The organism is Metabacillus rhizosphaerae (assembly GCF_037201795.1).
Lineage (GTDB): Bacteria > Bacillota > Bacilli > Bacillales > Bacillaceae > Metabacillus > Metabacillus rhizosphaerae.
The window spans coordinates 3,848,795-3,871,576 of sequence record NZ_CP147403.1 but is presented as its reverse complement, the minus strand read 5'-3'; the positions used below and the strand labels follow the sequence as shown (position 1 = coordinate 3,871,576).

The window sequence follows — 22,782 nt, the reverse complement described above, 5'->3', positions numbered from 1 at the left end:
ATATGTCCCCTAAAATCATTTTAACCAGTGATTTTAGGGGTTTTTGTTAAAAAATGTAATAGTATCTTTGAAATATATTCTTTTTTAAAGAAAAGGTTGATTAAAAGTAAAATGTCATTACAATAGAAGTAGTAAAGCGCTTTCAGTTTAGTGAAAATAAAATTGGTGACAAAAAAAATTTATCGTATACTTCATACATGTTACATAGTGAACTAGACTTGTAGAAAGTAGCAAAGGTTAGTATTCCCTTTATGTTAAATGACTTTTTACTTACACATTAGGATTACTGAAGGAAAGTGGGAACTAAAAGTGAAAATTACGATCTATGATGTTGCAGAAAAAGCAGGTGTTTCAATTTCTACCGTATCTAAGGTCTTGAATAATCAGCAGGTTGGAAAAAAATCAAAGGAAAAAGTTTTAAGTGCAATGAACGAGCTAAAATACAAGCCAAGTGTCCTTGCATCTGCTTTAACTGGTAAGCGAACTTCCACAATAGGTTTTTTGTTACCCGATATCGCAAATCCTTTTATTGCTGAGATGGCACGTCAAGTTGAAGACCGTGCCCATGAACGGGGATATAACCTTGTTATCTGCAGTACTGATTTTAGATCGGAAAAAGAAGAGCACTACGTTTCATTGCTACGACAGAAAAGCGTCGATGGTTTTATTTTTGCTGGTGGTTTTAAAAATAGGAATGTTGTTATGGAGTTGCTAAAGGAAAATGTTCCAGTGATTCTACTAGCTGCTGAACCTCACCCTAACCTGACTGTGAATACTGTAACCGTGGATAATTTTGTTGGAGGTTATGAAATAGCTAATTACTTAATTTCTCAAGGGCATAAAAATATAGCAGTAATTGCTGAGGATGCCACAAGCAGTCAGGAGCGAATTCGCGGCTACAAACAGGCTATGCAAGATCATAGCTTATTTGTACAAGATGAGCATATAATGATCTGTAACTCTAGTGTCGAACATGCACAGAAGCTAACAGAAGCAATACTGGATACACCTAATCCACCAACAGCAATTATTGGCGCCAATGATTTGCTAGCGATTGGGATTTTGATTGGTGCACGTGAAAAAAACTTAGTTATTCCTCAAGATCTATCAATTACAGGATTTGATAACACACTATTATCGAAATGCTGTGATCCAACATTAACAACGGTTGATCAACCAATTCAGAGCATGTGCTCTCAAGCAGTGAATATTTTATTAGCTGAGATAGAAGGTAAACATAATACAAGACAAAAGATACTGGTACTGCCGAAGTTAATTATAAGAAACTCAACTTGTGAGGTATACTAACATCGTTAGGGTTATCGATAACCTTTAATATTGCATGTTAAAAGAGTCAAATCAAGATATGATTTGACTCTTTTTTTATATAACAGTGTGAGGTGTAACAACTAAATATTTTAGTGGATATGATATAATTAAAGGTATCGATTAATGAAAAATAGAATGTTTGAAAGAGTGTGGAAAGATGAAACCTACCATTTATGATATCGCTAGAGAAGCAGGGGTTTCTGCTACTACTGTTAGCAAAGTTATAAATAATAAGGGACGCATAAGTGAAAAGACAAAAGCTAAAATAATGAAAATTATGGAAGATCTTCATTATCAACCGAATGTATTGGCCTCGGCAATGAAAGGGAAAAATACATTCACAATCGGAATTATCATTCCAGATATGAACAATCCTGTTTATTCTGAGTACTTGAAATTAATTGAAGCATACGGGCGTGAATTGGGATTTAGTATTTTAATTTGTAATACGAATAATGACCCAGAAAAAGAAGAAGAACAAGTAACGTTATTCCGTCAGAGACAGGTTGATGGCTTCATTATTGCTTCAAAATTTAAAAATGATGAGGTTCTTAAAGAGCTTATTAATGAGAATTTTCCATTAGTGCTTTTTGCACTTGAACGTCCTGAACTTAGTATTGATTGTGTAACTATTGATGATTTTTTAGGAGGATATAAGGTTACGGAATATTTACTATCATTAGGGCATCGACAAATTGGCGTAATGACTGAGGATGCAGTAAGCAGTTTAGAGCGTGTTAAGGGTTATAAGCAAGCGTTATCAAATGCTGATATAGAATATAGCGAAAAATTAATTTACCAAAGTGAAACAACAATCGAGAGGGCGGTTGAACAAGCAGGAAAACTTCTAGATAACCAAGATAGACCTACTGCAATCTTTGGTTGTAATGATGTTTTAGCTGTTGGTACAATAATGGCGGCAAAACAACGTGGAATAAAGATTCCAAACGAATTATCTGTTATCGGTTTTGACAATACGTTTATGTGCAAAATAGTAGAACCACAATTATCTTCAGTTGCGGCTCCTTTAGGTGAAATGGGGAGAAAAGCAATGGATCTGCTTATTAGTAAAATTGATAAAACAAATAAATTAAAGCAACGAATAAAGATGCTTCCTGATCTAGTGATTCGTGAGACAACAGCTCGAGTTTATGGAAAAGACGGTCAATAGTAGGGTGTCGTAGATTTACCTATTATCAATAGTTTTATTTCACAAACCCTTTAAAAAATATACACACCCAATCTAAAATAATACTCCTATTATACATTAAGTAGATAGGGGTATTTTTGTGTTCATATTAGTGAATGGCAGATTAAACTGTAGGTTATTTAGTTACGCGAAGAATTGGAATAGTTAAGAAACCTTTTGCAGTTGTTAACAATAAAAAAATTTTAAGGTGAACAAAATTCAAAAAATTTCAAAAAAAGTGTTGAAAAGTAATTTATCATAAGATAATATACAAATAGGGGTTATCGATTACCCGATAATGAATTTTGAAATCGATTACAACGCTCATATCAGACGATAATTCCAAAATCACAAAGGGGTAAGGGGGATCACTTTCCGGATATCTATTGGTTTAAATCGGTCAATTCTTAAGTTAACATCATAGAATAACTCTTACATATTTAAAAGGTAAAGCGCTTTCGTAATAATTGTTAACCTGTTATGAATAATGTATGTTTTATTTGTTAATTAAGTAGTAGTTTGCAATTGTTTATTTTGTAAAATGTAAGCGTTTCACTAAAAGTTATTATAGGGGGTTTACTTATGAAACTAAAAAAAATAATGAGTATGTTAATGATTACTATTCTTACATTAGGATTGTTAGCTGCATGTGCATCAGGTGAAACAGGTGGAAGTGATTCAGGAAAAGATGGAATTGTAATCGGAGCTGCTATGCCTGTGTTTGATGATAAGTGGCTTTCCTACTTATACGATGGAATTAAAGAATATGATGAAGCTCATGATGATGTTGAAGTAAGCATGGTAGATGCGAAAAATGATGCAGGTAAACAATTTTCACAAGTTGAAACTTTTATTGTTCAGCAGGTAGATGCAATTTTAATTAATCCTGTTGAAACAGATGCTGTAGGTCCGATGGTTGATGCGGCAAATGAGGCTGGAATACCTGTTGTTGTCGTTAATAGAATGCCAGATGGAGAGACGATGGAAAAGATTTATGCTTATGTAGGTTCCGAATCTGTTGAAGCAGGTACAATTCAAATGGAAAAAGTCACAGAGTTACTTGGTGGTAAAGGAAATATCGGAATTATGAACGGGACGTTAGGCCAAGAATCAGTTGTTAATAGAACAAAAGGAAATAAAGATGTCTTAGAGAAAAATCCAGATATGAAACTAGTTCGTGAACAGACTGCTGATTATCAAAGATCGCAAGGCATGACCGTAATGGAAAACTGGATTCAAGCTGGAGATGAATTCGATGCAATTGTAGCGAATAATGATGAAATGGCAATTGGTGCAATCATGGCCCTTGAGGCCGCTGGTAAGCGCGGAGATATTATTATTGCAGGGATTGATGGAACAATTGACGCATTAGAATATGTAAAAGATGGAAAGTTGAATGTAACTGCCTTCCAGGATGCTTATGGCCAAGGGAAGGGTGCAATTGAAACAGCTATTAAGGCTGTTAAAGGAGAAAAGCTAGAAAGTAATTTCATAAATATTCCATTTGAATTAGTTACTCAAGAGAATGTTGATGAGTATATCGCGAAGTGGGAGAAATAATATAGAAGAATTTTAAGGTGATTCAAAACCAAAGAGTCTGATCTTCTTCCACAAAAATTCATTTAATGAGTTGAAAGATATAAATACAATTCATGCATGGATGGATCAGACTCTTTTGAGTCAACCTGTAAACTACTAATTACAAGGTGGTGTAAAGGTGAGTGAACAATATATTTTAGAAATGCAAAATATTACAAAGGAATTCCCTGGGGTAAAAGCGCTAGATAATATTCAATTGAAGGTAAAGAAAGGGACCGTTCATGCATTAATGGGTGAAAATGGAGCTGGGAAATCTACACTCATGAAAATTATTTTTGGAATTTATACGCCTAACCATGGAACGATTAAATATAAAGGGAAAGAATTGAACGTTTCGAGCACAAAGGAAGCATTAATGAATGGGATATCGATGATTCACCAAGAATTAAGTCCGGTTCCTCATATGACGGTTGCCGAAAATATCTTCTTAGGCAGAGAACCTATAAAAGGTAAATTTGGCTGGGTAAATGATAAGAAAATGGTGGAGGACGCTAGGGAGTTATTTGAAAAACTCGATATGAAGATTGATCCAAGTTCAAAAATGAAAGACTTAAGCATTGCAAATATGCAAATGGTTGAAATCGCAACAGCTGTGTCATATCATGCTGATTTAATTATTATGGATGAACCAACATCTGCCATTACAGAAAAAGAAGTAGAGCAATTATTTAATATTATTCATTCGTTAAAAGCAAAAGGTGTTTCGATCATATATATATCACATAAAATGGATGAGATTTTTAAAATTTGTGATGAAATTACTGTCTTTAGAGATGGGCAATATATCGGGACAAAGGGTGCACATGAATTAAATCAAGATACATTAATTCAAATGATGGTAGGAAGAGAAATAAAACAAGTCTTTCATAAAGAAGTTGCAGAAATTAAGGAGGTCGTTCTTGAAGTTAACAATCTCTCAAAAGAGGGGAAATTCAAAAACATAAGTTTTGAAGTAAGAAAAGGTGAGATATTAGGGATTGCAGGGTTAATGGGCTCTGGTAGAACAGAGGTAATCGAAAGTATTTTCGGCATTGATCCACCTGACTCAGGCGAGATTTTTATCCATGGAGAAAAGGTGAAAATAAAATCACCTCAAGATGCAATTAAACTCAAGCTCTCATTATTAACAGAAGATCGAAAATTAACAGGAGCATTTCTTCCGATTTCAATTAGGGAAAATATGATTATTTCGAATATCGATCATTTTTCACAGCTAGGATATGTAAATAAAAAATTAGTTGATGAAACATGTAAGGAACAGGTAGAACGGTTAAATATAAAAACACCTAGTATTGATCAACTTATTATGAACCTAAGCGGTGGAAATCAACAGAAGGTCCTGCTAGCGAGATGGTTGTTAAATGATCCCGATATTCTTATTTTAGATGAGCCAACTAGAGGTGTTGATGTTGGAGCAAAATCAGAAATACACAAATTGATGTCTAAGTTAGCGCAGGAAGGTAAAGCCATTATTATGATTTCTTCTGAATTGCCTGAAGTATTAGGAATGAGTGATCGTGTCATTGTCATGCATGAAGGTAGCAAAAAAGGAGAATTAAGTAGGGAAGAAGCAAATCAAGAGAAAATTTTAGAGGTTGCTTATAGTTGAAACAAGAGGAGGGTTTAAGATGAATAATCCAGTTGGCAGCACAGTTACGAGTGTTAGTAAGACTAAGTTTGCTTGGAAAGAGAAAGGGGCACAACTAACTAGTAAGTATGGGATATTACTAGTTTTACTCGCAATGATGGTGACAATGTCATTACTTTCAGAAGCCTTTCTAACAGCACAAAACTTATTAAATGTTGTTCGTCAAATTTCATTTATCGGAATTGTTGCAATGGGTGTTACGATGGTTATTATTACAACAGGAATTGATTTGTCATCAGGGTCAGTTATTGCGTTAGTTTCAGTTGCATCAGCAAGTTTTGCTCATCCAGGTGAATTTCCAATCATTGTCCCTTTAGCAATTGGACTTGGTATTGGTGCGCTTGCTGGATTAATTAACGGAACAATTACAGCAAAAGGAAAAATTCCTGCTTTTATCGCTACACTAGGAATGATGATTGCTGCAAGAGGTTTAGCTTTATTATATAGTGATGGAAGACCAATTCCTGATTTATCGCCATCATTTTTGTTTATTGGTAAAGGTGAAATCATAGGGATCCCATTTCCAATTGTTGTATTTATTGTTATGGGGATTATCTCACATTTGATGTTAAGTAAAACAAAGTTCGGTAAATATACGTATGCAATTGGTGGGAATGAACAAGCTGCACGAATTTGCGGGATTAATGTAGACCGATATAAAATCATGATTTATACTTACGCTGGTTTTCTTTCTGCCATTGCTGGGATGATGTTAACAGCGAGAATCAGTGTAGGTCAACCAAGTATGGGAAATATGTTTGAGTTAGATGCTATTGCAGCTGCAGTAATTGGTGGAACAAGTCTAGCTGGGGGCGTTGGAACAATTGCGGGAACAATGATTGGTGCACTAATTATCGGTGTACTGAACAATGGCCTTGATTTATTAGGGGTTTCATCTTACTGGCAACAAATTTTAAAGGGTATCATCATTGTAAGCGCTGTATTAATTGATGCTCGTAAAAATAAAAAAGCGTAATCAAAAAATATAAGGAATCGAACGGCAGTAAAAAGCTAGACTTTATTGGTCTAGCTTTTAATTATTCTAAAAAAACTAATGGATAATTGAGTGTTCCTATAAAATACATGGAAGTATAATAAAATAATACAAGGAATAAAAAATTAGCTCAAACTTGATGGCAACATAATGAGATGTTCTAGTATGATGAATTAAACATATAAAGTTATTATCATGCTATAAATGAGCAAAAATGTTAAAGATCAAATTAGTTATTTCGAGAAATGAAATTATGGAGGGAGCTCATAATGAGAGAAGAAGTAGGGAAATGTTCTATTTGTGAGAAGATTATTTATTGTTTGGATGGGTTTTTAGATGGAATGATAACGGATAATAAGATCCTGTATTGTTTTTCGTGTGTAAAACAGAAGGATAAGTAATGGAAATTGGTTATTTATTGAATGTTTGTTAAAATAAAAGATGTATTTGAAATATTCTTTTATTTTTGTGAATGGGGGAAATAGAATGGAATTTAACCATGTGGTGAGTAGCAGACGGGAAATTACTAGTTTTTTAGACCAACCGGTACCTTCTGAAAAAATCGAAGGGATTTTAGAATCAGCATGGCTTGCACCTACAGGGAATAATCTGCCTTCGAGAGAGTTTATCGTTGTAAAAGATCGAGGAATGCTTGATCATCTGTCAAAAACAACCCCATATGTACCATGGTTAAAAGAAGCAAACTATGCGATCGTTATTACAGGTCGTCCAACAATTAGTAAGTATTGGATTCAGGACTCGTCAATTGCAAGTGGGTATATTTGGTTAGCTGCAGTGGACGCTGGATTAGGGTGTGCTTTTGGAGCAGTCTTTAATGCGACAGATGAGGATGAATCCGAACAAAGGGAAATGTATGTAAGAGATGCATTAAATATACCGAATGACCGAAGAGTGCTTGCTATTTTGGGATTAGGATATGGGAAAGAAAAGCCAAAAAAGAAAGATCTACCAAATAAAAAAGAAATAATTCATCATGGATTATTTGATCAAGATCATTAACTAATATTAAGATGTACATAATTCGAGTAGAAAAACGTGAAGATGCTGTTTAAAAACAATTTCTTTACGTTTTTATATTTAGATAAAAAAATGTTTCGCTTGTAGACTCAATTGTTTGCTAATTTAGCTCAGCACTTAGATTTAACAATTGTTGCTGAAGGATTTGAGATAGAAAATCAGCATCAAGTCTTAAACTAAAATGGTTGTGATTTTGGTCAAGGCTATTACTTCAATAAACCATTAATTGGAAACAGTTTACAACGAGCTTTCTTAGAAATCGTTAAGTAAATTAGTAATATCTTTGTTCTCTAGGTGTTTATTTATTAATATTGTATTATAATTGATTGGAAAGCATCCGTTAAAGCTTATAAATGATTTCTAACGATAAAGGAGATATATTAATGTCAAATCATGAAAATAATAATGACCAAAATACACAACCAACAGAAAAAAAGAAGGTTAGCTTACAGGATTTAATGAAACAACAGCTTGCAAATAAAAAACAAGCTCAGGCAAATGGAAAACAGGCAAATAAAGGATTGGGTCAAAATCAAAAGATGAAAAGTCAGCAATCAAAAAAAACTAGTACTACACGTAGGAAAATGGGAAGCTAATAAAGATATATTGTATCAAGAACACCATGTAGATAGTTGTTTACAATCTACATGGTGTTTTTTTATTCTTTTAGAGATTAAATAAGGTGAAATTTTTTTACTATTCTTTATTTTGAAATTGAAAAAGGAATTTTATGAAATTAGTAGAAATATCATATAATCTGCTTTGATCTTTAAAACTAAAAATGTAATCGCTTTCTATATGTGAGGGGGAGAAATGAAAATGTATTTAACGATTGGTAAGTTATTTGAACAAACCGTTGCTAAATTTGGAAAAAAGGAAGCGTTGGTAGATCGACCAAGAGGAATTCGCTGGACATATCAGGAGTGGAACAACGAAGTAAACAAGCTTGCAAATACATTACTTGCTACAGGTGTTCGCAAAGGGGATCGAGTATCTACATTTCTATTCAATTCATATGAATTAGGAACAGTTTATTTTGCTGCAGCAAAGATCGGGGCAATTATAAATCCAATAAATTTTCGTTTGAAAGCAGATGAAGTATCATATATTTTGCATGATGCTGAGCCGAAAATTGTCTTGTTCGAACATGCTTTGGAACCCCAAATTACAAAGATACATGATCAGTTCCCATCTGTTTCCTTTTGGTCTATTGATGAATCACCCCCAGCCTTTGCTTCTTCTTATCACGAGAACGTTAAATCAGCTTCAACAACACAACCAATGACAGAAGTATTTGAATCAGATACTTACGCAATAATGTATACAAGTGGAACTACAGGTCGACCAAAAGGGGTAATGCACCGTCATCGTGATATGATTGAGCATAGCTTAATTTGTATTAGCTCTTTAACAATGTCTACGAGTGATATTGGACTTGTAACTGCCCCAATGTTCCATTGTGCAGAACTTCATTGTTGTTTTCTGCCTCGAGTGCATGTCGGAGCAAAAAATGTGATTATCCATCACTTTGATGCAAAGGAAGTGTTACATACAATAAAAGATGAAGGGATAACAAGTTTTTTTGCTGCCCCAACGATGTGGAATATGCTATTACAAGAAAATTTAGAACTCTATGATTTAACATCACTTCAGCTTGGTCTCTATGGTGCAGCACCAATGGCGCCTGTATTAGTCAATGCATGTAAGGAGAAACTGGGGATCGAACTTGTGCAAGCATATGGAATGACGGAAATGGGTCCAGCTATCACATTTCTAGGGAAAGATGAACAGCTTTCAAAAGCAGGTTCAGCTGGAAGAGCTTGCTTTAATCACGAAGTAAGAGTTGTTAAACCAAATGAAAACGGACCATCTGAGCCTGAAGATATATTACCACCTGGTGAGGTAGGAGAAATAATCGTGAAAGGTCCAGCTATGATGATTGGGTATTTTAATAGAAAAGAGGCCAGTGAAGAAGCACTTTATAAAGGTTGGTATCACTCTGGTGATCTCGGATATTTAGATAAGGATGGTTTCTTATTTGTTGCAGATCGAGTGGATGATATGGTCATAAGTGGTGGAGAAAATGTCTACCCAAGAGAGGTAGAAGATGCTCTTTATGAGCATGAAGGAATACTAGATGTAGCTGTTCTTGGAGAACCTGATGAATTATGGGGAGAGAAGGTAATCGCAGTTGTCGTGAAAAAAGATCAAAATGTGACTGCCGAAGATTTAGAAAACTTCTGTAAGCATTCTGAAAAGCTAGCACCTTATAAGCGTCCAAGAAGATATGTTTTCGTTGATCAATTACCTAGAAATGCAAGTGGGAAGATTCAAAAGTTTTTATTACGTGAGGATTTAAAAAATCAGGAGGTTAAATGAGGTTAGTAACTAAAAGCTGAGTATCTGTACTAGATCTCAGCTTCTTATAAAATTATGTAAAGTTATTGTTAAAATCACCTAGTTCTGATGTACTACTTTAAGATCAATACTTGATAAAGCGGTAGGTAAATCTGCAAAGGTTGTAACTCCTTTAAAATTAACCCCAATTGAAACGATGGTTTGCGCAATTTCAGGTCTTATACCTGTAATAATTGTTTCCACTCCTAAAAGTTTCAAAGCGTAAATCACTTTAAATAAATTGTCAGCAACCATTGTATCGATTACTGGCACTCCTGTGACATCTAAAATTAGATATTCGAGTTTGAGTTTAGAAGATTCTTCCATTGTCACTTCTAATATTAGTTGAGATCTATGTGTATCAATTTCACCAATAAGTGGAACAACAGCAACATTTTTGTTAATAGGAACAACAGGTACCGAAAGCTCTTCTAATGCAGTATAAGCTATTTTCATTAATTTATTGCTGTGGTCTTGAAAAACTTCCCCAAATACGGCACTTATTTCATCTAATAATGGGTCAATAATTTTACTAACATCTAACATTGTAAGTGCGGCAAATTGTTGTTGTTCTAACTCCTCTGTGAAAACATCCCATATAACGGTTCGATAAAAAGCCAAAGACCTTAGAGCTTGCGTTAACGAAATAGTATCTACGAGATAACTAGCCTCTGTTTTTGCCCAATCAACTATATCTTTAGATAATTGTTGTTTATCTATTAATGATTTTCCTAAAAGTTCAATAAGATGTGATGCGCGATTATTATCAGTATCCTCGTACCAATTGAGATTGTTTTGGCTTAAATCATATAAATTTTTCTGTAAATCAGTGACACTGTTAGCTAAAATTTTCCTGTTGTTAATAATTTTTTGTCCAATGTAATTTAATTCTTCTTTCATTGCCATCGCTCCCAAATTTTAGTCAACAATTTAATAATACCATATTTGACTTTTAAATCGTTTAAAAGTTAAGGCTGTTTTCACAAACTTTGTTGCTTTTAAAATAGTATTGGATTGGTTGATTGCAGCGAGAGGATGCCCGCTTTCCGTGGGGCGGGCGATGAGCCTCCTCAGCGCGAAGCGCCTGTGGGGTCTCATCTGTCCCGCTACTCCCACAGGAGTCTCGCATATCCGTTCCAATCACCCTAATCAGTTTTGTTCAAAAACAACAATCTTTTAGAAAAGAGCCAAAGTTAAACAAACCTAGCTAGCAATTTTGAAACGAACAAACCTATTTACTTATTTTTTTATTCGTCTATATCAATGTTTGCGACGCTTTATTAACTGATTTTAGTTATTTAATTAATCGTTTGTTTAAAATGTATTAGCGGATGTAGGTATAGTTAGGAAATAAAAAAAGTTATAATTAAATTCTCACTGTAAAATACTATTCAATATGCTATAGTAAATAAGCCTTTATTCGATCAAATGTGCAAGCGCCCGTTTAGCTACTTATGAATTGAAGATTGATGTCAACGAGTATATCCAAGATAAAATAACAATAAAAGCATTAATTTAAGAAAAGAGACGTGATTACCTTGCCTGACTTTTTACAACTAGGAATTCGAAAAGAAATTAACCATACATTAAAATCATTAGGACTTGTTACACCTACACCTATCCAAGAAAAAACAATTCCTTCTATATTAGCGGGAAAGGATGTTATTGCCCAAGCGCAAACTGGAACTGGTAAAACATTAGCTTTTGTTCTTCCAATTTTAGAAAAGATTGATAGTAGTAAGTCTGATATACAGTCTTTGATATTAACACCAACACGTGAACTAGCACAGCAAATATCAAAAGAAATAAAAAAAATGATTGAGAACCTAGAAGATATCAATGTACTTGCTGTTTACGGGGGACAGGATGTTGAGCACCAGTTGAAAAAGTTAAAAGGTGCACAGCATATTGTTGTGGCAACCCCAGGTCGATTGTTGGATCATATTCGACGTAAAACAATTGATCTATCAACTGTTGAGATGCTTGTATTAGATGAAGCTGATCAAATGTTACATATGGGCTTTCTTCCAGAGGTAGATGACATTATCTATGAGACACTTTCAACACGTCAAACGATGCTTTTTTCAGCTACAATGCCAAATGAAATTCGGTCTCTCGCTAAAAAATACATGCAGGAACCAGAAAGCATTCAAGTAAAAGCGAAAAGAATAACTGTTGATGAGATCAGACAAATTGTTATTGAAACAACGGATCGTCGAAAGCAGGGGACATTGTTACATTTATTAGAAGAGCATCGTCCTTTTTTGGGAATTATCTTTTGTCGAACAAAAATTCGAGCGAAAAAGCTTCAAGAAGCTCTTATCGCCAATGGCTATGAATCTGACGAACTCCACGGTGATTTAACTCAAGCAAAGCGTGAAAAAGCGATGAAGCGATTTCGTGAAGCGAAAATTCAATTTTTGGTTGCTACAGATGTCGCTGCAAGGGGATTAGATGTAGAAGGTGTAACACATGTATTTAACTATGATATTCCACATGATGTTGAAAGCTATGTTCATCGGATTGGCCGTACAGGACGAGCAGGTGGAGATGGTGTTGCCTTTACATTAGTTGCTCCCAAGGACATTGATTTCTTACGTATGATAGAAAAAGGGATTGGTCAAACACTAGAAAAGCAAGTGATAAAAGGGATAAGTATTCCTGATCGTGATGATTATGAGCAGGAACGAAACTCACAAATAAAAAAGGCACGCCGTCCAATCGGAAAAGACAAAGCAGGCAGAGCATCTGAAGCTCCATCTAGAAATAGAACAAATGACAGTAGGAGAAAGAGTAAAACAAGTACTTCTTCGCGGTCTAAAAGGACTCGATAATATCTTGGGAAATGAGAAGAGAGAGGACTTCAACCGTCTTTAGTTGAAATCCACTCTCTTTTTTACTTTTGTAAATCCTGCTTCGTTTTTTCACTTCTAATATTTATATCCTTCGAGAATTCTGTATCCTGCTTTTTGTTATTGGGGTATTTGTTTTTTCGTTCGCGGTTATCATTGCGGTTTGTCATTTTTGTACCTCCTCTCCTTGGTGATCATAACTATTATGTGCAATAGAAATATTTTTATTTTCTATCTAATTTTCATTTTTTACATACTCCATGATGATTAGAGAATAATAATGTCGACAAAAAAATTAGGAGTTATTTTTATGGATCAGAGGCTATTTAAATGGATAAATGACTTAGCAGGAAAAAATACTTTCTTAGATAATATCATGATCTTTGCCTCAAATCAGATGCGCTATATTTTCGGATTTGTTTTATTTTTACTGTGGCTACGAAAAGGTCAAAAAAGGAAAGTATTTTATCGTTCATTGATTTCGCTCATGATTAACTTATGTATTAATGTTCTAATAAAGCAATATAAATTTAGACCAAGACCGTTTATAACCCGTAAAGCCAATCTTTTAATTCCTTCAAAACTTGATTCAACTTTTACAAGTAAACACACTTTGCTGGCCTTTTCTGTTTCAACGATGATCTATCTTTCCAACAAAATTGTAGGCTGCATTATGTTGGGGTTATCAGTACTAATTGGTGTTTCACGAATATGGACGGGGGCTCATTATCCGTTTGATATTATTAGAAGTGCTTTTATAGGTTGTATAGTAAGTAATATTATTAATATGTCTTCGCTTATAAGAAAATAAATGTCAAAAACAAGGATGATAGGAGGATATAATTCTTTTATCATCCTTGTTTTTATTCATAAAGAACGAATTAATTAAAAACCGCCTTCACCTGGTGTAAATGGTATATCTAATTTATTTTCTACTGCACGGAGTCGTTGGTTTAAACGGTTTAATCTACGAGTATGTTGTTCAACTCTATCATTAACTTGTGTTACTTGCTGGTTTACTCGGTTGAATTCGCGATTTAATCGATTGAATTCCTGGTTTAATCTTTTGTGCTCTTCGTTTTGTCTTTTTAATTCGTTGTTAAGTCTTGCCAATTCCCGTGTTTGTCGTTCATTTTGTCGTTCTAGTGCAGCTACTCTTCTTTCAAGAGCTGGTTGTCTAGTATCCTCAAATTGTTCCTGATGTTGAACGAATGGAGGATAGTCATTTGGACTATAAAAATTAGGTTGCTGTGGGATAAACTCATGATAATATCCGTATCCGTATGGGTTCATGAAGGAAACGCTCCTTTTTTTATATGGTTGAAATCCTTATAAGTTTATGTGGGTTTTAGCGGACTGTCACGGCTCATGCCTATTTGTATGGGCCATATCTTCCTAGTTATTTCTCGGGAAAGCGCAGAAACCAACAAGATGTTACATGTTATTCGATTTTTAAATGAAATTTGTAGAGAGATTCTGGTTAGTATGAATCGTGATGGAAATCAATTTAATTACATAATAATGTTATGTAAACAAGAGTGTAATTATATACAACCTAGCATAGTAAGAAACGATATTTAGAAAAAAAACTTGCTAAATAACGAAAAATGATATAATCTAAGTCACATGTTTTAAATATATTTTAAAATTTAATAATGTTCAGTCAATGGGTGTTAAAAGATAATAAAGACTTTTAACTTAAAAGGGAAGTTCGGTGTAAATCCGACACGGTCGCGCCACTGTTATGGGGAGCTTCATATCGCAATCCACTGTTTCAAGCATGAAATGGGAAGGGATATGAAGTGAGGAACCTAAGTCAGGAGACCTGCCTATTGTGTGCACTTATTACCTACGCGAAATAGGGAGGAGTGGTGGTCATATGTTGAACCCTTTTATTCATTTCAACTCTAGTTAACTATGTCTATCAATCGTCTCTCTATTAATCCATTAGAGAGGCTTTTTTATTTGAAAAATAAACTACATAGAAGGAGTTAATAAAATGAGTATAAAAAGTTCAAATATCGGTTATCCAAGAATTGGTGAGAATCGTGAGTGGAAAAAGATTTTAGAATTATTTTGGTCAAACGAAATATCTGAGGAACAGTTTTATAGCGAAATGGAACAAATTCGCTTATCACATCTTAGAAAACAGAAAGAAAAAGGAATTGATCTTATTCCTATTGGTGATTTTAGTTATTATGATCAAGTGTTAGATACGGCTGCAATGTTTGGACTTATACCTGAGCGCTTTAAAACCGGTGAAAAAAAGATTTCCCTTAAAACCTATTTCGAGATTGCTAGAGGAAGCAGCGGGAAAATTGCGTCAGAAATGACGAAGTGGTTTAATACAAATTACCATTATATCGTGCCAGAGTTAAAGGACGCAAAGCCTACTTTATTAGAAAATCGTTTACTTAACTTGTATTTGGAAGCTAAGAATAAGTTAGGAATACATGGTAAACCGGTTATCCTTGGTCCAATCACATTACTTTCTTTATCTAAAGGATTTGATGAGCAAGAAAGAGCTGAGTTATTAAATTCACTAATAACCTTATATATAGAAGTATTTAAACAACTAAAAGAAGCTGGAGCAGAATGGATTCAGATTGATGAACCAATCTTGGTTAAGAATGTAGAGAAAGAGATAATTAATGAGCTTAAAGAAGTATATACAGCTTTCCAAGGTGGAGTTCCAGATGTAAAGTTCATCCTTCAAACCTATTTTGAAAGCATTGAATTTTATGAAGAGATAACTCAACTACCAGTACAAGGTATTGGTCTTGATTTTGTCCACGATGAAGGTGTGAATTTTGAAAATATAAAAAAATATGGTTTTCCAAATGACAAGGTGCTTTTTGCAGGTGTCGTTGACGGCCGTAATATTTGGAAATCAAGCTTAACTGAAAAAGCTTCTCTATTGAAAGAATTAACTAGCTTCGTTGATGAAAATCAACTTATTGTTCAGCCATCGTGTAGTTTGCTTCATGTTCCAGTAACGGTAAAAAGTGAGCAACAATTAGACACGCAAATAAAAGATGCATTAGCATTTGCTGATGAAAAGCTTGAAGAAATTGTCTACCTAACAAAGTTTGTTAACGATGAATTAGGTATTGCTGAACTAGAAAGCTATGATCAAGCAGTTCATTCGTTGAAAAATTCTGCACATCGTAATGTTCAAATAGTTCATGACGCGATGAAAAATAGGAAACATGACTCTTCATCACGGATTGATTCGAAAATTCGTAAGGAATTACAAGCAGAACAATTTCAATTACCAATCCTTCCTACTACAACAATTGGTAGCTTCCCTCAAACAAAGGAAGTACGTAAACAACGATTGAAATGGAGAAAAGGTGAGCTATCTGCTGCGAAATATGAGCAATATATTCAAAGTGAGATAAAGAAATGGATTGATATTCAAGAAGAGCTTGGATTAGATGTTCTTGTTCATGGTGAGTTTGAGCGTACAGATATGGTTGAGTTTTTTGGAGAAAAACTAGAAGGTGTCGCGATAACGAAATTTGGTTGGGTTCAATCGTATGGCTCCCGTTGTGTTAAGCCTCCTGTTATTTTTGGTGATGTTTATGCAATAGAAAACATGACCGTTAAGGAAACCGTATATGCCCAATCTCTAACAAAAAAACCAGTGAAAGGAATGCTAACTGGACCGGTAACGATCATAAATTGGTCATTTGTCCGTGATGATATTAGCCGTACTGACGTGTTAAATCATGTAGCCTTAGCGATTCGCGCGGAAGTTAAAGCACTTGAGGCAAGTGGAATTAAGATGATTCAAGTAGATGAAGCTGCTTTACGTGAAGGGTTACCATTAAAAGAAGAAAAAACAGAAAACTACTTAAACGCAGCAGTTTATGCATTCAAATTAGCTACATCATCTGTGGAAGATAATACACAAATTCATACACATATGTGTTACTCGAATTTTGATGATATTATTCATGCAATCGATGAACTTGATGCAGATGTAATCTCAATTGAGACATCTAGAAGTCACGGTGAATTAATCGCTTCCTTTGAACAACATCATTACAATAAAGGAATTGGTTTAGGTGTTTATGATATTCATAGTCCACGTGTTCCAACAATTGACGAATTATCACAAAATATTAAACGTGCACTTGAAGTATTGGATTACCATGCTTTTTGGGTCAACCCGGACTGTGGCTTGAAAACAAGAGGGGAAGCTGAAACGATTGCAGCATTAAAGGTAATGGTTGATGCGGCTCTCAATTATCGAGAAAAACTTCATACTGTTGAGACTGTTAAAATAAGTATTTTAGAATGATAAAAAGACTTAATTAGATAGAAGAAAGAGGGAAGGCACTACTACTGTTTTGGTATGTAGTGCTTTTTTGTCTAGAAAAACAATACTTTAGTATTATGTAACATTAGTTTTAAATATTGTGCTTATTAGTTTTGTCTTGTATTAATGCTTTATTATGATTTAAGCTTACATTAACAGTTTCACTGAGAAATCTATGTAATCCATGAAAATAATGGATTACATAGATTTCTATGAACTATGAAGTTATTTTTCTTTGATCAACAAGATAAAATTCAGAAAAAATTAATAAGTATCACTTATAAGGAAAAAAGCTAAAGGAGGTACATAATGGAACATTATCAAATGTATATTAACGGAGAGTGGAGAGGGGAAGATTTACCAACGATCGAGGTTATGAATCCGGCTACAAACGATTTTTTTGCGACTGTTCCAAATGGAGGAAGAGTGGAAGCTGCGCAGGCTGTTGAAGCGGCAAATAATGCCTATAATAGTTGGTCAGCATATTCTGCCTATGAACGTGCAGACCTAATTCACAAATGGCATGATTTAATCAAAGAACAATTAATAGATTTAGCGAAAACAATGACGATGGAGCAAGGAAAGCCATTAAAAGAAGCGATTGGTGAAGTTAACTATGCAAATGGATTTTTATCATGGTATGCAGAAGAAGCAAAGCGGATATATGGCGAAACAATCCCTGCTACTCAACGAAATAAACGTCTTTTTGTGCAAAAGCAACCAGTTGGAGTAGTCGCAGTTATCACCCCATGGAATTTTCCTGCTGCAATGATTACAAGGAAGGTAGCCCCTGCACTAGCAGCTGGATGTACAGTTGTGATTAAACCTGCAGAACAAACGCCGATTACAGCATTAAAATTAGCAAAGTTAGCAGAAGAGGCAGGAATTCCTAAGGGTGTAATTAATGTTGTCACAGGGAGTGCTAAGGAAATTGGTGAGGTCTGGCTCCAGGATGACAGAGTACGAAAATTAACGTTTACCGGATCAACAGAAGTTGGAAAGCTCTTGATGCAGCAATCAGCACAAACTGTTAAAAAGCTATCATTAGAATTAGGTGGGCATGCACCTTTCATAATATTAGAGGATGCAAATATAGATAAAGCAGTTGATGGCGTGATCGCAGCAAAATATCGAAATGCAGGGCAAACTTGTATTTGCGCAAATCGCATTTATGTACACGAATCAATTTACCAAGCTTTTATTGAAAAACTAGTTCCAAAAGTAAACGAATTAACAATAGGCAATGGACTTGATGAAGGGATCGATATTGGACCACTTATTGATCAAGCTGCGGTTGAAAAAGTAATTCTACACATCGAGGATGCAGTATCAAATGGGGCCAAAGTCGAACTTGGTGGTACAAGAAAAGCAGGTTTATTTATAGAACCTACAATTCTTTCCAATATAAATGATCATATGTTGTGTATGAAAGATGAAACATTTGGACCAGTTGCTCCTATTACCACATTCAAAACAGAAGAAGAAGTGATCAAACGAGCGAACAACTCTATCTTTGGTTTGGCAGCATATGTGTTTACAGAAAATATCTCTAGGGGAATAAAAGTAACAGAAGCCCTTGAATATGGAATAATCGGCTTAAACGATGGACTTCCTTCAACACCTCAAGCTCCATTTGGGGGCTTCAAGCAAAGTGGAATAGGTCGTGAGGGTGGCCATCATGGCATTGAAGAATACTTAGAAATAAAATATATTTCACTTGGATTATAGTATCTATGAGAGCTTAGCTAAAATTAGCTAAGCTTTTTTTAATGTCTGGAAATTATAAAATTCTAGTACTGTGGCTAAGCCATAGGCATCCAGCTCCAGCGCCTAGACCTTCTAGGGTCCTTCTATTCATGAGCGTCTTATTTGCCCGAGGCTGTTCCAGGAGCTTGCGCTATTGTTCGTTATTCATGTAAATAATTCAGGATTTGTGAGTAGTGTGATAGTGAAAAATTGGTTCAAACCAAGTTAGAAAGAGCTACGAAATAGTGGGGTGATTCAATAAACGAGGAAATTGATTCAAAAAATCAGAGTAGTGGTTAAATAAATGAGATGAGGGATTCAATAAAATGAAAAAGTGGTTCAATACAAGTGAGAAAAGAGCTCGAATAGTTTGTTGATTCAAAAAAAGTGTCGTGGTTAAAACTCGTCCACATTGATTGTTCTTACTAACAAAAAACAATTTTAATAGTAATAGATTCATAATCAATAACATAGTAATAAAAGTGTCGTGATATTAACAGTGATAAAGAGAACCCAATACTATGACACTCACACACACAAACTAACTATTTTTAGAGTTATTAAATAATAATTTTAAATATTAAATTATAATTATTATAAAAAAGTATTGATTTTTAACTGAGAGATGTTATTATAATATCATGTTCAAATAATTGATGAGGTGATTCTTAAATGACTAATAACAGACTTACTACAAGCTGGGGTGCTCCAGTAGGGGACAACCAGAATTCAATCACAGCAGGAGATCGCGGACCAACATTATTACAAGATGTACACCTTTTAGAAAAGCTTGCACATTTTAATAGAGAACGAGTTCCAGAGCGTGTAGTACATGCAAAAGGTGCAGGTGCTCACGGTTACTTTGAAGTAACAAATGATGTGTCAAAATATACGAAAGCTAACTTTTTATCTGAAGTAGGGAAACGTACACCTTTATTTATTCGTTTTTCTACGGTTGCTGGTGAACTTGGATCAGCTGATACAGTTCGTGATCCACGCGGATTTGCAGTTAAATTTTATACAGAAGAAGGTAACTACGATATCGTTGGGAATAATACACCGGTATTCTTTATCCGTGATGCAATCAAATTCCCTGATTTCATCCATACACAAAAAAGAGATCCACAAACACACTTGAAAAATCCTAATGCAATATGGGATTTCTGGTCATTGTCACCAGAAGCTCTACACCAAGTAACAATCCTTATGTCTGATCGTGGCATACCAGCAACATTACGCCACATGCATGGTTTTGGTAGCCATACATTCAAATGGACAAATGCAGAAGGTGATGGAGTTTGGATCAAATATCATTTTAAAACAGAGCAAGGTGTTAAAAACATCAGCCCTGAAGTTGCGGCTAAAATAGCAGGTGAAAATCCTGATTATCATACAGAAGATTTATTCAATGCGATTGAAAAAGGTGATTTTCCAGCTTGGAAATTATATGTACAAATCATGCCTTTAGAAGACGCAGATACTTACCGTTTTGATCCATTTGATGTAACAAAGGTATGGTCACAAAAAGACTATCCACTAATCGAGGTTGGTCGTATGGTATTAGACAGAAATCCTGAAAACTACTTTGCTGAGGTAGAACAAGCAACATTCTCACCTGGTACACTTGTTCCTGGAGTAGATGTATCACCTGATAAAATGCTACAAGGTCGTTTGTTCGCATACCATGATGCACACCGTTACCGTGTTGGCGCTAACCATCAAGCACTACCGATTAACCGTGCAAGAAATGAAGTGAAAAATTATCAGCGTGATGGGCAAATGCGCTTTGATGATAATGGTGGTAAGTCTGTATACTATGAGCCAAACAGCTTTGGTGGTCCATCTGAAACACCTGAGCATAAGCAAGCAGCATTCCCTGTTTCAGGTGTAGCAGATAGTGTTGGATATGATCATAATGATCACTATACACAAGCAGGTGACCTTTATCGCTTAATGAATGAAGAACAACGTGCACATCTAGTTTCTAACATTGTTGGAGCTATGAAACCCGTTGAAAGAGACGATATTAAGTTACGTCAAATTCAGCACTTCTATAAAGCAGATCCTGAATATGGAACTCGTATCGCTGAAGGTTTAGGGTTAGCAGTTCCAGAATCAGTGAAATAATCGCTTAGCTGATAGATTCGTAAATTTCGTTTTTAAAAAATAAACACATTCTCAATAGATTCTTAATTATTCTCATTTAGAGCACCCGTTTCTCGGGTGCTTTATTTTCGTTAAGGAAATTATAAAATTCTTGAACTGTGGATAAGCGCACGACATCCAGCTCCAGCGCCTAGCCCCTCTAGGGTCTAGCTAATTTAGAATTGAAGGCAAAAAACGCCTTCTATTCTAAATCATCTTATGCTTGTCGGGGCTGATCAAGGCGCTTGCGCTTTTGTTCCTTATAGGTTTGATTGGATAGTTTTCAAAAAGTATAATGGAAAGAGAAAGTATGTTTATTTTATTTGGAGGTTCAGATGGAAAAGCTCTTTGTTGATGAATCAATAGTAATCAATGCAACAAGCGCAAAAGTTTGGGAGGCGCTTACAAACCGTATTTATTCAGATAAGTGGGCAACTGAGTTCTCAAGTGGAGGCCCGCAATTTTCCATAGAATCAGACTGGAACCTTGGTAGTCCAGTTCTTTGGAAAGGTCAAGACGGAACAGTCATTGTTGAAGGCAATGTCACGGCTCTTAAACCACATAAAATTTTGCGCTTTACTGTATTTGATGTTCGTAGTTCAGAAAGACCTGCTGTTACTGAGGAAGACGGTATTACCTTCAAACTGTCTGAGCAAGATGGAAAGACGACACTCCATATCTTACAGGGGGATTTTTCTGTAATGAATGATGGAGAGAAATACCGTGATTTAAGCACTGAGATTTGGGAAAAAGTACTTCCTAAAGTTAAGAGCATGGCAGAACAAATAAATAATAGTATTACATGAGAAAACGAGGCATTATGATAGCCTCGTTTTTGTTAGAGTCAATTCAAAGTGTTACAACATTTGCAAATGCTTCACTATGCTCTCGACGTTCTTTTCGTACATTTATCCGTTGGCCTGCAGTATTATTAAGCATAACTTCTTCATCAGATTCAGGAATCACTTTTGGAACTTGGACAGGTTTCCCTTGATCATCTAAAGCTACAAATGTTAAAAAGGAAGTCGCAGCAAGCTTCCGTTCACCTGTTCTTAAATCCTCAGCTATCACTTTCACAAATACCTCCATAGAGGAGCGTCCTACAGATGAAACATATGATTTTAAACTAACGGAATCGCTCTGACGTATAGGGACTAAAAAATCAACAGAATCTGTTGACGCTGTTACAACCTCACATCGAGAATGCTTCGCTGCAGAGATCGATGCTACATCATCAATATAACTCATTAATTTTCCACCAAATAATGTATTGTGGTTATTTGTATCCAATGGGAAAACTCTGCTCGTTTTAATGACAAGTGATTCACTGCATTTTTTTTCGGCTCTTCCTACCATTAACATTCTCTCCTGACTTTCTGAAATGATATCCTTGTTTACATTATTCTTTTTTCAATCAACAGCGTCAATTTATTTGTATTAAATCATAACAACATTTTATGATATTGTTTACGAAAACTGGAAAATATACTCATTCTTTATTCCTTTAAGCGTATTTTACCT

At 35.0% G+C, this 22,782-nt stretch carries 18 protein-coding genes and 1 riboswitch; of the genes, 14 read left to right on the top strand and 4 right to left on the bottom strand.

Annotated elements, in window-relative coordinates:
• Positions 1–309 precede the first annotated feature (309 nt).
• The 8 genes from WCV66_RS18860 (at position 310) to WCV66_RS18825 (ending at position 10,176) form a co-directional block, all read left to right on the top strand.
• On the top strand, positions 310–1,308 hold the full coding sequence (locus WCV66_RS18860) for a LacI family DNA-binding transcriptional regulator (RefSeq protein WP_338786506.1): 999 nt from the start codon (positions 310–312) through the stop codon (positions 1,306–1,308).
• 178 nt (positions 1,309–1,486) lie between these two features.
• The gene (locus tag WCV66_RS18855) at positions 1,487–2,500 is read left to right on the top strand and encodes a LacI family DNA-binding transcriptional regulator (protein ID WP_338786505.1); all 1,014 of its coding nucleotides are present in this window, start codon (positions 1,487–1,489) and stop codon (positions 2,498–2,500) included.
• Positions 2,501–3,100: 600 nt separating this feature from the next.
• Complete coding sequence (locus tag WCV66_RS18850) at positions 3,101–4,078, top strand: sugar ABC transporter substrate-binding protein (protein WP_338786504.1); 978 nt, start codon at positions 3,101–3,103, stop codon at positions 4,076–4,078.
• Positions 4,079–4,235: 157 nt separating this feature from the next.
• Complete coding sequence (locus WCV66_RS18845) at positions 4,236–5,726, top strand: sugar ABC transporter ATP-binding protein (protein ID WP_338786503.1); 1,491 nt, start codon at positions 4,236–4,238, stop codon at positions 5,724–5,726.
• A 19-nt stretch (positions 5,727–5,745) separates the two neighbouring features.
• Positions 5,746–6,741 (top strand): ABC transporter permease, encoded by a 996-nt coding sequence (locus WCV66_RS18840; RefSeq protein ID WP_338786502.1) that lies wholly within the window; start codon positions 5,746–5,748, stop codon positions 6,739–6,741.
• Between the two features lie 504 nt (positions 6,742–7,245).
• Positions 7,246–7,779, top strand: coding sequence for a nitroreductase family protein (locus WCV66_RS18835; RefSeq protein WP_338786501.1), 534 nt, complete (start codon positions 7,246–7,248; stop codon positions 7,777–7,779).
• Between the two features lie 401 nt (positions 7,780–8,180).
• Complete coding sequence (locus WCV66_RS18830) at positions 8,181–8,393, top strand: hypothetical protein (protein WP_066337375.1); 213 nt, start codon at positions 8,181–8,183, stop codon at positions 8,391–8,393.
• A 223-nt stretch (positions 8,394–8,616) separates the two neighbouring features.
• The gene (locus WCV66_RS18825) at positions 8,617–10,176 is read left to right on the top strand and encodes a fatty acid--CoA ligase (protein ID WP_338789495.1); all 1,560 of its coding nucleotides are present in this window, start codon (positions 8,617–8,619) and stop codon (positions 10,174–10,176) included.
• A gap of 78 nt (positions 10,177–10,254) precedes the next feature.
• Here the strand turns inward: WCV66_RS18825 and WCV66_RS18820 are convergent, their stop codons facing one another.
• Complete coding sequence (locus WCV66_RS18820; protein ID WP_338786500.1) at positions 10,255–11,094, bottom strand: STAS domain-containing protein; 840 nt, start codon at positions 11,092–11,094, stop codon at positions 10,255–10,257.
• A gap of 638 nt (positions 11,095–11,732) precedes the next feature.
• On the opposite strand from WCV66_RS18820, the gene WCV66_RS18815 reads away from it, so the two are divergent.
• Positions 11,733–13,028: a DEAD/DEAH box helicase gene (locus tag WCV66_RS18815; protein WP_338786499.1), complete on the top strand. Its 1,296-nt coding sequence runs from the start codon at positions 11,733–11,735 to the stop codon at positions 13,026–13,028.
• Between the two features lie 62 nt (positions 13,029–13,090).
• Here WCV66_RS18815 and WCV66_RS18810 read toward each other — a convergent pair whose 3' ends face one another.
• A complete protein-coding gene (locus WCV66_RS18810; protein ID WP_260445562.1) occupies positions 13,091–13,216 on the bottom strand; it encodes a hypothetical protein in 126 nt (41 codons plus the stop codon).
• Positions 13,217–13,356: 140 nt separating this feature from the next.
• Between WCV66_RS18810 and WCV66_RS18805 the strand changes: the two genes are divergently transcribed.
• Positions 13,357–13,857: a phosphatase PAP2 family protein gene (locus tag WCV66_RS18805; RefSeq protein WP_338786498.1), complete on the top strand. Its 501-nt coding sequence runs from the start codon at positions 13,357–13,359 to the stop codon at positions 13,855–13,857.
• 74 nt (positions 13,858–13,931) lie between these two features.
• Here the strand turns inward: WCV66_RS18805 and WCV66_RS18800 are convergent, their stop codons facing one another.
• Entirely contained in the window at positions 13,932–14,339 is a 408-nt protein-coding gene (locus WCV66_RS18800; RefSeq protein ID WP_338786497.1) for a hypothetical protein, read from the bottom strand.
• A 358-nt stretch (positions 14,340–14,697) separates the two neighbouring features.
• A riboswitch (cobalamin riboswitch) is annotated at positions 14,698–14,894 on the top strand.
• 151 nt (positions 14,895–15,045) lie between these two features.
• Between WCV66_RS18800 and metE the strand changes: the two genes are divergently transcribed.
• The 4 genes from metE to WCV66_RS18780 all read left to right on the top strand — a co-directional run bounded on the left by metE (position 15,046) and on the right by WCV66_RS18780 (position 22,067).
• A complete protein-coding gene (gene metE / locus WCV66_RS18795; RefSeq protein WP_338786496.1) occupies positions 15,046–17,352 on the top strand; it encodes a 5-methyltetrahydropteroyltriglutamate--homocysteine S-methyltransferase in 2,307 nt (768 codons plus the stop codon).
• A 327-nt stretch (positions 17,353–17,679) separates the two neighbouring features.
• Positions 17,680–19,098, top strand: coding sequence for an NAD-dependent succinate-semialdehyde dehydrogenase (locus WCV66_RS18790; protein WP_338786495.1), 1,419 nt, complete (start codon positions 17,680–17,682; stop codon positions 19,096–19,098).
• Positions 19,099–19,788: 690 nt separating this feature from the next.
• The gene (gene katA, locus WCV66_RS18785) at positions 19,789–21,243 is read left to right on the top strand and encodes a catalase KatA (RefSeq protein WP_066340434.1); all 1,455 of its coding nucleotides are present in this window, start codon (positions 19,789–19,791) and stop codon (positions 21,241–21,243) included.
• A 353-nt stretch (positions 21,244–21,596) separates the two neighbouring features.
• Positions 21,597–22,067, top strand: a complete 471-nt coding sequence (locus WCV66_RS18780) for an SRPBCC domain-containing protein (protein WP_338786494.1) — start codon at positions 21,597–21,599, stop codon at positions 22,065–22,067.
• A 43-nt stretch (positions 22,068–22,110) separates the two neighbouring features.
• Here WCV66_RS18780 and WCV66_RS18775 read toward each other — a convergent pair whose 3' ends face one another.
• Entirely contained in the window at positions 22,111–22,617 is a 507-nt protein-coding gene (locus WCV66_RS18775) for an acyl-CoA thioesterase (protein WP_066340440.1), read from the bottom strand.
• Positions 22,618–22,782: the final 165 nt, after the last annotated feature.

Coding starts and splice junctions, on each gene's coding strand:
- WCV66_RS18855 (WP_338786505.1), top strand. CDS start 1,487: ATGAAACCTACCATTTATGATATCGCTAGAGAAGCAGGGGTTTCTGCT.
- WCV66_RS18850 (WP_338786504.1), top strand. CDS start 3,101: ATGAAACTAAAAAAAATAATGAGTATGTTAATGATTACTATTCTTACA.
- WCV66_RS18840 (WP_338786502.1), top strand. CDS start 5,746: ATGAATAATCCAGTTGGCAGCACAGTTACGAGTGTTAGTAAGACTAAG.
- WCV66_RS18835 (WP_338786501.1), top strand. CDS start 7,246: ATGGAATTTAACCATGTGGTGAGTAGCAGACGGGAAATTACTAGTTTT.
- WCV66_RS18830 (WP_066337375.1), top strand. CDS start 8,181: ATGTCAAATCATGAAAATAATAATGACCAAAATACACAACCAACAGAA.
- WCV66_RS18825 (WP_338789495.1), top strand. CDS start 8,617: ATGTATTTAACGATTGGTAAGTTATTTGAACAAACCGTTGCTAAATTT.
- WCV66_RS18820 (WP_338786500.1), bottom strand. CDS start 11,094: ATGAAAGAAGAATTAAATTACATTGGACAAAAAATTATTAACAACAGG.
- WCV66_RS18810 (WP_260445562.1), bottom strand. CDS start 13,216: ATGACAAACCGCAATGATAACCGCGAACGAAAAAACAAATACCCCAAT.
- WCV66_RS18805 (WP_338786498.1), top strand. CDS start 13,357: ATGGATCAGAGGCTATTTAAATGGATAAATGACTTAGCAGGAAAAAAT.
- WCV66_RS18800 (WP_338786497.1), bottom strand. CDS start 14,339: ATGAACCCATACGGATACGGATATTATCATGAGTTTATCCCACAGCAA.
- metE (WP_338786496.1), top strand. CDS start 15,046: ATGAGTATAAAAAGTTCAAATATCGGTTATCCAAGAATTGGTGAGAAT.
- WCV66_RS18790 (WP_338786495.1), top strand. CDS start 17,680: ATGGAACATTATCAAATGTATATTAACGGAGAGTGGAGAGGGGAAGAT.
- katA (WP_066340434.1), top strand. CDS start 19,789: ATGACTAATAACAGACTTACTACAAGCTGGGGTGCTCCAGTAGGGGAC.
- WCV66_RS18780 (WP_338786494.1), top strand. CDS start 21,597: ATGGAAAAGCTCTTTGTTGATGAATCAATAGTAATCAATGCAACAAGC.
- WCV66_RS18775 (WP_066340440.1), bottom strand. CDS start 22,617: ATGGTAGGAAGAGCCGAAAAAAAATGCAGTGAATCACTTGTCATTAAA.